General features: G+C 63.4%; 15 protein-coding genes. 10 read left to right on the top strand and 5 right to left on the bottom strand.

Annotation, left to right across the window (positions count from 1 at the left end; translation table 11 throughout):
* Position 1 precedes the first annotated feature (1 nt).
* Genes JI749_RS16095 through JI749_RS16085 form a run of 3 tightly spaced genes read right to left on the bottom strand, consistent with a single transcriptional unit; the run spans position 2 to position 2,816 of the window.
* Complete coding sequence (locus JI749_RS16095; RefSeq protein WP_201656251.1) at positions 2–223, bottom strand: DUF2093 domain-containing protein; 222 nt, start codon at positions 221–223, stop codon at positions 2–4.
* 49 nt (positions 224–272) lie between these two features.
* On the bottom strand, positions 273–1,886 hold the full coding sequence (gene xseA, locus JI749_RS16090) for an exodeoxyribonuclease VII large subunit (protein ID WP_201656249.1): 1,614 nt from the start codon (positions 1,884–1,886) through the stop codon (positions 273–275).
* A 42-nt stretch (positions 1,887–1,928) separates the two neighbouring features.
* Complete coding sequence (locus tag JI749_RS16085; RefSeq protein ID WP_201656247.1) at positions 1,929–2,816, bottom strand: LysR family transcriptional regulator; 888 nt, start codon at positions 2,814–2,816, stop codon at positions 1,929–1,931.
* A 152-nt stretch (positions 2,817–2,968) separates the two neighbouring features.
* Here JI749_RS16085 and JI749_RS16080 point away from each other — a divergent pair, with 152 nt between their 5' ends.
* Positions 2,969–3,226: a hypothetical protein gene (locus JI749_RS16080; protein WP_201656245.1), complete on the top strand. Its 258-nt coding sequence runs from the start codon at positions 2,969–2,971 to the stop codon at positions 3,224–3,226.
* Positions 3,227–3,433: 207 nt separating this feature from the next.
* Here JI749_RS16080 and JI749_RS16075 read toward each other — a convergent pair whose 3' ends face one another.
* Both JI749_RS16075 and JI749_RS16070 read right to left on the bottom strand, forming a co-directional pair.
* Positions 3,434–3,679 (bottom strand): PilZ domain-containing protein, encoded by a 246-nt coding sequence (locus tag JI749_RS16075; RefSeq protein ID WP_201656243.1) that lies wholly within the window; start codon positions 3,677–3,679, stop codon positions 3,434–3,436.
* Positions 3,680–3,693: 14 nt separating this feature from the next.
* On the bottom strand, positions 3,694–4,194 hold the full coding sequence (locus tag JI749_RS16070; RefSeq protein ID WP_407644890.1) for an invasion associated locus B family protein: 501 nt from the start codon (positions 4,192–4,194) through the stop codon (positions 3,694–3,696).
* A gap of 387 nt (positions 4,195–4,581) precedes the next feature.
* On the opposite strand from JI749_RS16070, the gene coxB reads away from it, so the two are divergent.
* The 9 genes from coxB to thrC all read left to right on the top strand — a co-directional run bounded on the left by coxB (position 4,582) and on the right by thrC (position 12,386).
* Entirely contained in the window at positions 4,582–5,457 is an 876-nt protein-coding gene (coxB, locus tag JI749_RS16065) for a cytochrome c oxidase subunit II (protein ID WP_233280950.1), read from the top strand.
* 25 nt (positions 5,458–5,482) lie between these two features.
* Positions 5,483–7,180 (top strand): cytochrome c oxidase subunit I, encoded by a 1,698-nt coding sequence (gene ctaD, locus JI749_RS16060; protein ID WP_201656241.1) that lies wholly within the window; start codon positions 5,483–5,485, stop codon positions 7,178–7,180.
* Between the two features lie 53 nt (positions 7,181–7,233).
* Positions 7,234–8,169, top strand: coding sequence for a heme o synthase (locus JI749_RS16055; RefSeq protein ID WP_407644889.1), 936 nt, complete (start codon positions 7,234–7,236; stop codon positions 8,167–8,169).
* A complete protein-coding gene (locus JI749_RS16050) occupies positions 8,166–8,348 on the top strand; it encodes a hypothetical protein (RefSeq protein WP_201656237.1) in 183 nt (60 codons plus the stop codon). The genes JI749_RS16055 and JI749_RS16050 overlap by 4 nt, the downstream gene beginning before the upstream one ends.
* The gene (locus JI749_RS16045) at positions 8,348–8,914 is read left to right on the top strand and encodes a cytochrome c oxidase assembly protein (protein WP_201656235.1); all 567 of its coding nucleotides are present in this window, start codon (positions 8,348–8,350) and stop codon (positions 8,912–8,914) included. The genes JI749_RS16050 and JI749_RS16045 overlap by 1 nt, the downstream gene beginning before the upstream one ends.
* A gap of 2 nt (positions 8,915–8,916) precedes the next feature.
* A complete protein-coding gene (locus tag JI749_RS16040) occupies positions 8,917–9,750 on the top strand; it encodes a cytochrome c oxidase subunit 3 (RefSeq protein WP_201656232.1) in 834 nt (277 codons plus the stop codon).
* A 65-nt stretch (positions 9,751–9,815) separates the two neighbouring features.
* A complete protein-coding gene (locus JI749_RS16035) occupies positions 9,816–10,166 on the top strand; it encodes a DUF983 domain-containing protein (protein ID WP_201656228.1) in 351 nt (116 codons plus the stop codon).
* A complete protein-coding gene (locus JI749_RS16030; protein WP_201656225.1) occupies positions 10,163–10,924 on the top strand; it encodes an SURF1 family protein in 762 nt (253 codons plus the stop codon). The genes JI749_RS16035 and JI749_RS16030 overlap by 4 nt, the downstream gene beginning before the upstream one ends.
* A gap of 70 nt (positions 10,925–10,994) precedes the next feature.
* Entirely contained in the window at positions 10,995–12,386 is a 1,392-nt protein-coding gene (gene thrC, locus JI749_RS16025) for a threonine synthase (protein ID WP_201656222.1), read from the top strand.
* Positions 12,387–12,435 lie beyond the last annotated feature (49 nt).

Here is a 12,435-nt window from a genome sequence, read left to right as displayed (position 1 = left end):
GTCAGGCTCCGCGGCCGAAGCGCTCGAAGGCGGTATTGGCGGCCACGGCGTCGGCATAGGGCTCCTGCCGATCGACGCTCCAGTAGAACAGCTCGTCGAGCGGAATGGGCTTCTGCGTGATGGCGCAACGTACGAAGCTGCCGGGCTTGAGCACGACATAGTCGCCATCGATATAGCGAATGACCGCTTCCGTGGGCGCAAAGCCCTTGTCGAAGATGTTCATGCTGGCAATCCTTCAACGCTCGCCCCGATATAGCGAGCTATGTCGTCGATCAAAAGAGGCTTTCCTGACGATCAGGGTCAGATTGAGGGCGTGATTTCTTCTTTATGACCGGACTGCCCGCAATCGTGGCGCCGATGGCGCCGTCAGCAAATTCGATAGCCACAGCGTCACCGGGCTTGAGGCCATCGCGCTGATGCACGAGGTTACCCTCTTCGTCCTTGATGACGGCATAGCCACGCGCCAGCACACTCTTGTAGCTGAGCGAAGTCAGGAGCTTGCCGGCCTGGGCCAGAGCCGCGCCGCGCTGGGTCAGCCCCTGCAGCATGCCGGCGTAAAGCCGGGTTGCCAGCGGGCTTAGCTGCGCCTGGCCGTGGCGAATTTCGGCCCGCAGGGCGGTGGGCGACAGCTTGGGCCCGACAGCGGCCAGTTGTGCCCGCTTGCGTTCGAGGAGCCGCGCCGTGGCGGCGGCCAGCCGTTGCGCCTGCGGATCATAGGTGAACCGAGCGCGGTCGGCAGTCTTGCGCAACCCAGCCTCGGTTCGCAGCGCCAGGTTACCCAGCCGCTCGCCCAGTTCGATCTGGCGCCGGTGCAAAAGCTGTGGCGTCAGGCGCGGTTCGACGCGCGCTAGGTGGACACGCCGATCCTGCACCGAATGCCGCAGGCAGGCGAGCAGATTGCTCGCAGCGTGGTCGAGGCGCTGGCGCTGGCCCGCGACAAGGTCGCCTGGCCGAGGCAGGCCGGCCGCGGCGGCGCGCAGGCGGTCGCGGGCGCTGCCGGCGATCCGCCGCGTGGCCTGGCGCTGCCGGGCGCCAAGGTCATCGACATAGCCGACCAGTTCCGCCCGCACCGGCACCGCGGCTTCCGCCGCAGCGGTCGGGGTCGGCGCGCGCATGTCGGCGGCATAGTCGACCAGTGTGGTATCGGTCTCATGGCCCACGGCCGAGATGACGGGGATGCCGCTGGCGGCGACGGCCCGCACCACGGCTTCCTCGTTGAACCCCCAAAGGTCCTCGATCGAGCCGCCACCGCGGGCGACGATCAGCAGGTCCGGTCGCGGAATCGTGCCGCCGGGCTGCAGCGCGTTGAAGCCCTCGATGGCATTGACGACTTCCGGGGCGCAGGTCTCGCCTTGCACGCGCACCGGCCACACCAGCACGTGGCTGGGGAAGCGGTCGTCCAGGCGGTGAAGAATATCGCGGATGACGGCGCCGGTGGGCGAGGTGATGACGCCGATGACCCGCGGCAGGTAGGGCAGGGGCCGCTTGCGCTCGCGGGCGAACAGCCCTTCGGCTTGCAGCTTGCGCCGCCGCTCTTCCAGCAGTGCCATCAGCGCCCCGGCACCCGCCGGCTCGATATTGTCGATGACGATCTGGTATTTGCTGGAACGCGGGAATGTCGTCAGCCGGCCCGTGGCGATCACCTCCAGCCCCTCCTGGGGCTTGAAGGTCAGGCGGGCATAGCTGGTTTTCCAGATCACGGCGTCGATTGCCGCATTCTCGTCCTTGAGCGTGAAATAGGCATGGCCCGAGGCATGCTGGCCGCGGAAACCGGAAATTTCCCCGCGCACGCGCACATGGCCGAACTCGTCCTCGACGGCACGCTTGACCGCCTGGGACAGTTCCGAAACCGAGAACTCGGCAGCATTGGTCAGGACTTGAGCCATGTCCTCTGGTGCGACATCGGGTGAGTCAGGTCAAGCCCGCCCCTATTCCGCGGCTTCGGCCGTGCGCGGTGTTGGCAGGTTGCCCATCGACTGTACGATATGGTTGGCCAATGCATCATAGATGCCGCCATAGGCGTGGCTGGCCCGCATCAGGGCAATCTGGGCGTCGCCCAGGCGAGGCAGGCCGTGTTCGTCATTGATGACACGCATGCCAGGCTGCAGCGCACTTTCCGGTAGGAAGCCCACCGCCAGGTCGGAGAGGACAGCGCTGGAGATGGCCGTGGCGTTCGATGAGGTATAGGCAATGCGGAAGTCCTTGCCGCTGCGTTCCAGCGCCTGCTGTGCATCCTTGCGCCAGATGCAGCATTGCGGGCCGCAGGCAATGGCAAGCGGTTCGCTCGCCAGCGCGCGTCCTCCATGCGAGGCCACCCAGAACATCCGCTCGGTACGGAACAGCTCGCCGAAATTCTGGTCGGTGCCCTGGGTGAAAACGATCAGGTCATAGCGCCCGCCGCGCATGCCGCTGAGTAGCTCTTCCGATGCCATGCAGGCGACATCGACGGCGATCTTGGGGTGGGTGCGCTGGAAGCTGGAGAGGATCACCGGCAGAAGGCGCACCGCATAATCGTCCGGCACGCCGAAGCGGATCGACCCGGCCAGATCTCCATCGGAGAAATGATCGAGGATTTCAGCATTGGTGCGCAGCATCTTGCGAGCCCGGGCATAGAGCGCCTCGCCATGCAGCGTCAGCGTGACGCTGCGGCCGTCCCTTGTCAGCAGGCTTTGCCCCAGCCGCTCTTCAAGCCGCTTGATCTGCATGGAGACGGCGGATTGCGTCTTGTTCACCCGTCGCGCCGCCTCCGTAAAGCTGCCGCAATCGGCAATGGCGCAGAAGCTTTGCAGTTGGTCGAGATCGAGGGGAGCGGTCATCGCGATATTCCATCACCCGAATTGATAGAGCGAATGAAATCTATTTGTTGGACGAATGGAAGTCCAGCGCGCTATTTCAGTACTATCGCCGCAACGGACCTCGCGTCGAATTCGCCGGCTCCCTCGGCAAAACCACATGTTTGGAGACTACCATGGCTCTCTCGCTTCCCGGCGAGCGGTCACTTGCGGCCGCCACGCCAGCCAATCCGTTCGTCGCATTCGCGCGCTGGATCGCCAAGGCGCAGGCCGCTCGTACCCGCCGGGTGGCGCTGTCGGCCCTGCTGGAACTGGATCACAACCGGCTGAGCGACCTGGGCATTTCGCGCAGTGACATCACTGCCGCCCTCGCCGCCAAGAGCCAATCCGGCCCGATCCTCAACGCCGCCCGCGCGCGCAATTCGCGCGCCTGATGGATCACTGAATTCGGACTTGCGCCGGCACGACCTCCAGCCGGCGCCTTTCTGTTGGTACGGACATTCGTTTTACGAGCGATCGTGCCATCTCCAGGGCTGGTCCTCTGGACCAGCCCACCCGGGCCGGTTTTGCCTCCGGTCCCGTTTCCTGATGACTTGCCGGACCGGCGCCCTGGCGCTTGTCCGGCTTTTTTATAATGGCGATCAGGCGAAATGCACGCCGATTTCGAATTCGGTTTTCCACGCGACGGTACAGGCGAATTTTCGCCCGTCATCCATGACAAGATCGAAGCTGTCGGGAATGCCTATGATACCGGCGACTTTCAAGCGCGCACCAGTCGCAGACAGGTTGCGCACCGTGCATTGGAAGGTCGAGAAACCGTCGTTGATCACGATGCGGCCGCCCTTGAGGACACGCTGGCGCGGTGCGCTACGGTGATCGTCGGTCATCGCGAACCCTCCAACTAGGGGAGCTGGGCAAAGCCATCCTTGAAACCATTCAGCGATACCGGGATGCCGATGCCTTCTTCGGGCGTCTTAAACACGACAAAGATGGCATCCTTGCCGTTCGACAGGGTGTCGATCAGGCTGTCGTCCAGAACCACCTCGGCGACGCAACCATTGGGCAGGCAGCGCACGAAGGCCACGCGGCCCATGTCCTTGCCGTCGACATTGAGCCCGAGCCCATTGGGCAGCAGCACGCCGAGCGGTGCCAGGACGCGCAGCAGGCGGGCTTCGCGGTCGGCGGTGCGCAGCACGATGACCGACAGGCCGACATTGGGCTGGTCCTCGGCCATGACGTTCTGGATGATGGCGCATTGCTCGAAGCTGGCACCCGGTGGCGTGTCGCAGCTCATCTGCCAATCGCCGTATTGTGCGCGCACCACGCCCTGGCCGAACCCGGCGCCGGTGACAGCCACCAGGGCGGCCACGGCAAGACCCAGCCCGGCCAAACGACGCTTCACAATCCGCTTCACTCTGTCAATTCTCCCGACCGAATCGTGCGTTGGCACGAGGCTTTTCCTGTTTCCGACAGGCAGAGGGCCAAGTCAACCAAGGCCCGGAAATGCTGGGGATATGGGGTGGAACTGCGGCGGTGTTGAGGCGCCCCCACGCCGACCCGGCGCACAATATGACGCAGTTGCGGCGCCGCTTGCCGCAATGGACTTGGCCTTTGCGATGTGATTTAGGTCAAGGCAGAGTTTTGCGCTCCGAGGTTGAGTCGGGGCGGCGTTTGCTATGCCGCTGTTTTCGCCCCTCAATCCCGGTGTGGACACACCAATTGAAGTCGACAGGGGGTTTAGGTGACCGGGCAGTTCTTGAAAAAGATGGGGGCGCTTTCGGCAGCTGCAATGGCGCTGATCCCGACCCTGGCCACCGCGCAGGAAGAAGCCGGTTATACGGCCGGTCATCCGCTGCCGGGGCAGTTCCACCTCCAGCGTTCCGTGACCCCGATCATGGACTCCATCACCACGTTCCATGACGGCATCCTGATGTGGACCATCAGCCTGATCGTGGCTTTCGTGCTGGCGCTGCTGCTGTGGATCGTCTTCCGCTACAATGCCAGGCGCAACCCGGTGCCCGCCGGCTTCACCCACAATACGCTGGTCGAGATTGTCTGGACGGTCCTGCCGGTCGTCATTCTCATCATCATCGCCATTCCCTCGTTCGGCGTGCTGAGCGACCAGCTGACCACCCCCGACGGCGAACGCAAGTATCTGGGTGCCAATATCTTCTCGTTCGGCGAGGTCGAGGTTCCGGCGCCCGAACTCACCATCAAGGCGACAGGCGTGCAATGGTCGTGGTCCTACGAATATGTGGATCAGGAGCTGTTCGTCGATTCCGTCATGCTGACGGAAGAAGAGCGTACCGCGCAAAAGCCGAACCAGCCGCGCCTGCTGGCCGTCGACAACGAACTGGTCGTTCCGGTCGATACCACGGTTCGCGTCCAGGTCACGGCCGATCCGACGGGCGTCATTCACGCCTTCGCAGTGCCGTCCTTCGGCATCAAGATCGACGCGGTCCCGGGGCGCCTCAACGAGACCTGGTTCAATGCGCGCGAGACCGGCATCTACTACGGCCAGTGCTCCGAACTGTGCGGCAAGGACCACGCCTTCATGCCCATCGCAGTTCGCGTGGTCACCAAGGAAGAATTCGCGGCCTTCATCGAAGCGTTCAAGGGTGGCGACTACGCTGCCGGTGTCGCTACGCTTGCGGCCTTACAGTAAGAACACGGGTCAGGGGACACGATAAATGGCTGATACAACCGCCCACCTCGAAGCCCACGCGACCGGCCATGATGCCGCCTCGCATCACGAGCCGACCGGCTGGCGCCGGTGGGTCTATTCGACCAACCACAAGGACATCGGCATCATGTACCTGGTCTTCGCGATCTTCGCGGGGATCATCGGTGGCCTGTTGTCCGGTGTGATGCGCATGGAGCTCCAGGAGCCCGGCATCCAGATTTTCCATGGCCTGGCCTCCATGGTCTATGGCCTGAACGGATCCGAGGCACTCGACGCCGGCAAGAACATGTACAACGTGTTCACCACCGCCCACGCGCTCATCATGGTGTTCTTCGTGGTCATGCCAGCCACTATGGGCGGCTTTGCCAACTACTTCGCCCCGCTGATGATCGGCGCGCCCGACACGGCATTCCCGCGCATCAACAACATCGCCTTCTGGCTCCTGCCGCCGGCCTTCATCCTGCTGCTGATGAGCCTGTTCTTCGAAGGTGCCGGTGGTCCTGGTGGCCTCGGCTTCGGCGGTGGCTGGACCATCTATCCGCCGCTCTCGACCGTTGGCCACCCTGGCCCGGCCATGGACTTCGCCATCCTGTCGCTGCACGTCGCCGGCGTCAGCTCGATCCTGGGCGCGATCAACCTGATCACCACGATCTTCAACATGCGCGCCCCGGGCATGACGCTCCACAAGATGCCGCTCTTTGCCTGGTCCGTGCTGGTGACCGCTTTCCTCCTGCTCCTGGCCCTGCCGGTGCTTGCTGGCGCCATCACCATGCTGCTGACCGATCGCAACTTCGACACCGCCTTCTTCGCCCCGGCCAAGGGCGGCGATCCGATCCTGTTCCAGCATCTGTTCTGGTTCTTCGGCCACCCCGAAGTGTACATCATGATCCTGCCGGGCTTCGGCATCATCAGCCATATCGTCTCGACCTTCAGTCGCAAGCCGGTCTTCGGCTACATGGCGATGGCCTATGCCATGGTCGCCATCGGCTTTGTCGGTTTCGTCGTGTGGGCCCACCACATGTACACCACCGGCATGAGCCTGGACGTGCAGCGCTACTTCGTCGCCGCCACCATGGTCATCGCGGTGCCGACCGGCGTGAAGATCTTCAGCTGGATCGCCACCATGTGGGGCGGCTCGATCACCTTCAAGTCGCCCATGCTCTGGGCCATCGGCTTCATCTTCCTGTTCACCGTTGGCGGTGTGACGGGCGTGGTGCTGGCCAATGCCGGCGCTGACCGTGCCCTGCATGACACCTACTATGTGGTTGCCCACTTCCACTACGTGCTGTCGCTGGGTGCCGTGTTCTCGATCTTCGCGGCCTGGTACTACTGGTACCCCAAGATGTTCGGCTACATGTACAACGAGTTCCTGGCTCAGCTGCACTTCTGGGTCATGTTCGTCGGCGTGAACCTGATCTTCTTCCCGCAGCATTTCCTCGGCCTCGCCGGCATGCCGCGCCGCTACATCGACTATCCGGATGCGTTCGGTTTCTTCAACCGCATCTCCTCGTTCGGCTACTACGTCACCTTCGTTGCCATGCTGATTTTCTTCTATGCGACCTGGGAAGCCAGCCGTAAGAAGCGCCCAGCCGGTGACAATCCGTGGGGTGTTGGTGCAACCACGCTGGAATGGACACTGTCCTCCCCGCCGCCGTTCCACCAGTTCACCACGCTGCCGAAGATCGACTCGACCAACGCACACTAAGAACATCCGGGCCGCGTCCACGCGGCCCGAACTCCACTGATAAGGCTAGGCCCTTGGCTCTGATCGACGACAGCAGGAACTTGCCCGGCATGACCGGCGAAGCGCGCGTGGAGGATTACCTCGCGCTGCTGAAGCCGTCCGTCATGCAACTGGTCGTGTTCACCGCCATCGTCGGGCTGATCGTTGCGCCCGGCGGCATCAATCCGGTCATCGCCGTCATCGCGATTGCCTGCATTGCCATCGGGGCGGGGGCCTCGGGCGCTTTGAACATGTGGTATGATAGCGATATCGACGCCATCATGAGCCGTACGCAGAACCGGCCGATCCCCGCCGGTCGCATGCCACGCGAGCACGCGCTGGTTTTCGGCCTGGTCTTGTCAGGTTTTTCGGTGGCGCTGCTGGGGCTCGCGACGAACTGGGTCGCGGCGGGCCTGCTGGCCTTCACCATCTTCTTTTACGCCGTCATTTACACGATGTGGCTCAAGCGCTCGACGCCGCAGAACATCGTCATCGGCGGCGCTGCTGGCGCCTTCCCGCCCATCGTCGGCTGGGCCGCCGTCACCGGCACGGTGTCGTTTGAAAGCGTCGTGCTGTTCCTGATCATCTTCCTGTGGACCCCGCCGCATTTCTGGGCGCTGGCGCTCTACAAGCAGTCCGACTACGGCGCCGCCGGGGTGCCGATGATGCCCAACGTGGTGGGTAATGATTCCACCAAGTTCCAGATCTTCGTTTACACGCTGATCCTGGCTGCATCCGCCATGCTGCCGACCTGGTTTGGCTTTGCCGGCTGGGTCTATAGCTCGGTGGCCGTCATCACTGGCGTGTCGTTCATTCTGCTGGCATGGCGCCTGCTGCGGACGCGTGAAGACGTCACCATGCGCAAGGCTGCCCGCACGCTGTTCAATTATTCACTGAGCTATCTGTTCATCGTGTTCTTCGCCTTCATGACCGACAATCTCCTGACCCGCTTCGGAGGCCTAGGCGCATGAGTGCTCCCGATGAGATCCGCAACGTCGAGGTCGAACCGCCCGAGGTTGCAGCCGCACGTGCCCGGGTCCGGCGCCGCCGGTCCATCGCCCTTGGCCTTGCCCTGGCGTTGTTCGCCGTCACCTTCTACGTGCTGACCATCGCCAAGATGGGTCCGGCCCTGTTCGATCGGTCGCTGTGATGGCCGAGATCAATCTCCCTGGCATCGATCCCAGCCTCGCCCGCCGCAACAAGCGCGTGGCCATGGCCGGCCTGTTCTTTGCAGCAGGCATGGTCGGCCTGGCCTACGCTTCCGTGCCGCTCTACCAGCTCTTCTGCCAGATCACCGGCTTTGGTGGCACGACCCAGGTGGCCGGCGACGCGCCCAAGGGCGCCATCGCGCGTGAGATGACCGTGCGCTTCGATTCCAATGTTGCCGGCGACCTGAACTGGACGGTCAGCCCGGCGGCCTCGATCACCGACAGGATCGGCATGGTCGACACCGTCAACTACGTGGCGACCAACCACTCCGACCAGCCTATTACGGGCATGGCCGTGTTCAACGTGTCGCCCGAAAAGGCCGGCGTCTATTTCAACAAGATCGAGTGCTTCTGCTTCACCGAGCAGACGCTGCAGCCCGGCGAGACCGTGGACATGCCGATCGTGTTCTTCGTCGATCCAGATCTCGCCGACAATCCCGAGCTCGACACCATCAAAGAGATCACGCTCTCTTACACTTTCTACGCTTCAGACAACGAGGGAAGCTGACCATGTCCGCCATAGCCAAGAACCACGACTACCACATGGTCGAGCCCAGCCCGTGGCCGTTCGTTATGTCCGCCGCCGTGCTGATCATGGCCATGGGCGCCATCTTCTGGATGCATGAATGGACGCCGTTCGTCTTCTTCATCGGTCTGGCTGGCGTGCTTTACACCATGTATGCGTGGTGGAGCGACGTGATCAAGGAAGCCAATACCGGCTTCCATACCCCCGTCGTCCAGATGCACCATCGCTACGGCATGATGCTGTTCATCGCCTCCGAGGTGATGGTGTTCTTCGGCTTCTTCTGGGCCTATTTCGACGGTTTCTTCCGCTGGGACGACGTCGAGCAGTATGCCCGCCTGGCCGCGAGCGGCGGCGCCTGGCCGCCGGTTGGTGTCGAACTGTTCGACCCGTTCCACCTGCCCCTGTTCAACACCCTGTTGCTGCTGACCTCGGGCACCACCGTCACCTGGGCTCACCATGCGCTGCTGGAAGGCGATCGTGAGGGCCTCAAGTGGGGTCTGGTTCTGACGGTGCTGCTCGGCGCTGTGTTCACCATGGTGCAGGCGATCGAATACAGCGAAGCCGGCTTCGCCTTTAGCGGCCACATGTATGGCGCCACCTTCTTCATGGCCACGGGCCTGCATGGCTTCCACGTGCTTGTGGGCACCATCTTCCTGCTGGTCTGCCTGGTCCGCGCCCTGCGTGGCGACTTCACCCCCGAGCGTCACCTCGGCTTCGAATTCGCTGCCTGGTACTGGCACTTCGTGGACGTGGTCTGGCTGTTCCTGTTCGCCTCGATCTATGTGTGGGGCAGCTGGGGCGTGGCGATCCATCACTAGTTTGTCCGACGAGAATTCACGGGGCGCAGCCGGAAGCTGCGCCCCGATTTGTTTGGGAGCCAAGCTTGGCCCAATCCCCGATCCTGACCGGCCTGCTCTGCCGCTGTCCGCGCTGCGGTGAAGGCAAGCTCTTCGCCGGTTATCTCAAGGTGGCGCCGGCCTGCGCGGTGTGCGGTCTCGATCTCAAGTTTGCCGATAGCGGCGATGGTCCGGCAATTTTCGTGATCTTCCTTGTCGCCCCCATCGTCATTTGCCTGGCCCTGCTTGTCGGCGCGCTATTCAACCCGCCACCCTATGTGCATCTGATCCTCTGGATTCCGACCACGCTCCTCCTGTCGCTGCTTCTGTTGCCGCCGTTCAAAGGCGTATTGGTGGCCCAGCAGTATCGCCACGATGCCCACGAGGGCCACCAATGAGCCAGCGCCGAGCCTCCAACCCAGTCATGACCTGGACCTTCGTGGTCTTGATGCTGGCGCTTGCCGCCGTCTGCGCCTGGCTGGGCACCTGGCAGCTGCAACGGCTCGCCGAAAAGGAGGCGCTCATCGCTACGGTCGACGCCAGGCTGGGTGCCGACCCGATCCCGGTGCCACCGTCCGACCAGTGGACCGATCTCGATGTCGATGCGCTCAACTACCAGCCCGTCTCGTTGACCGGCGCCTTCCGCTACAATCAGACCGTGACGGTCTTCACGAGCCTCGCCAATGCCCGTGGTCCTGCTTCGGGGCCGGGCTATTGGGTTGTGACCCCATTCGTGCTGGCGGGGGGCGGCACGGTCTTTGTCAACCGCGGATTTGTGCCCCAGGACTTCCAGGAAGCGGCCGTTACCGATGGGGAAGGCGAGGACCTGCCGGTAACGATAACCGGCCTGCTTCGGCCCGCTGAGGCGCCGGGTATGATGACGCCGGGGCCAGATACCTCCAACCGCATCGAGTGGGTTCGCGATCCCGCCCGACTGGCCGCCATGGTCGATCCGGCCCTGGCGCCTTTCGCGCCGTTCTATGTCGACATGCCGGCCGGCACGCCCGGGCAGCTACCCCAGGGCGGCGAGACAGTGGTCGAGTTTCCCAACAACCACCTGGGCTATGCCTATACCTGGTACGGCTTCGCCATCGTCGCCGTGGTCATGCTCGGCTTCTGGTTCTGGCGCGAACGGCGGGCGCCGGACGAGGGCTGAGCCAGCAAACTTGCGGTTCACCCCCTGTTTGACTAGGTTGCAACAATTCTAAAGGGGCGCTTCCTCCCAAATGCAGTTTGTCTCTACGCGTGGCCAGGCGCCCGTGCTCGGCTTCTCTGACGCGGTCCTGGCCGGCCTGGCTTCCGATGGCGGGCTCTACGTGCCCCAGACCTGGCCCCAGGTTGGTGCCGCTGAAATCGCCGCCTTCGCCGGCAAGCCCTATGCCGAGGTGGCCTATGCCATCATCAGCCGCTTCACTGGCGATGAAGTCGCGCCGCAGAAGCTCAAGGCGATCCTGGACGAGGCCTACGCTTCGTTTCGCCACCCGTCGGTGACACCGCTGCTCGAACTCGAGCCGAACCATTTCGTGCTGGAGCTTTTCCACGGCCCCACGCTGGCGTTCAAGGACGTCGCCATGCAGTTCCTGAGCCGGATGATGGATCACATCCTCGCCGAGCGCGGACTCAAGGCGACGATCGTGGGCGCGACATCCGGCGATACCGGCTCGGCAGCCATCGAAGCCTTCCGTGGCCGGGACACGACCGACATTTTCATCCTCCATCCCCAGGGCCGCACCTCGCCGGTGCAGCGCCTGCAGATGACGACGGTGCTCGATCACAATGTGCACAATATCGCGCTCGAAGGAACGTTCGACGACTGCCAGAACATCGTCAAGGCGATGTTCAACAACCATCGCTTCCGCGATCGGGTGCGCCTTAGCGGCGTCAACTCCATCAACTGGGGCCGCATCGTCGCGCAGATCGTCTATTACTTCACCGCAGCGGTTTCGATGGGTTCTCCCCACCGCAAGGTGAGCTTCACCGTGCCAACCGGGAATTTTGGCGACATCTTTGCGGGCTATTGCGCCAAGGCGATGGGGCTGCCGATCGATCGGCTGGTTATCGCCACCAATGCCAATGACATCCTGCGACGGACGATGGACACCGGCCGCTACGAGATGGACGGTGTCGCTCCGACCATCAGCCCGTCGATGGACATCCAGATTTCATCCAATTTCGAGCGGCTGCTGTTTGAGGGGGCGGGTCGCGATGCGGGGGCCGTTGTCCGCATGATGGACGGTCTCAAGCAGTCTGGCGGCTTCGCCCTGCCGGAAAACGCACTGGCCACCATCCGCCGCGATTTCGCCGCCGGCACCACGGGCGAGGCCGAGACCAAAGCCACGATAGCCACCACGCTGAAGGCATCGGGCTATCTTCTCGACCCCCATACGGCTGTCGGCGTTCACGTGGCACGGGCGCATCTGGGGGCGACCCCGATGGTCACGCTGGGTACCGCCCATCCGGCCAAGTTCCCGGCCGCCGTCAAGGAGGCTTCGGGCGTCGATGCGGCGCTGCCGGCCTGGTTGGCTGACCTGCATAGCCGGGAAGAACGGCTTGCCGTCCTTGCCAACGACCAGCATGCGGTCGAAGAGTTCATTTCGGCGCGTACGCGCGCTGCCTGACGATACGGGAGGCCACGCGGTCGCTCGACCGCCAGGCCTCGTGAAGGAG

This window comes from Devosia oryziradicis (assembly GCF_016698645.1).
Lineage (GTDB): Bacteria > Pseudomonadota > Alphaproteobacteria > Rhizobiales > Devosiaceae > Devosia > Devosia oryziradicis.
This window is presented reverse-complemented; position numbering and strand designations above follow the sequence as displayed.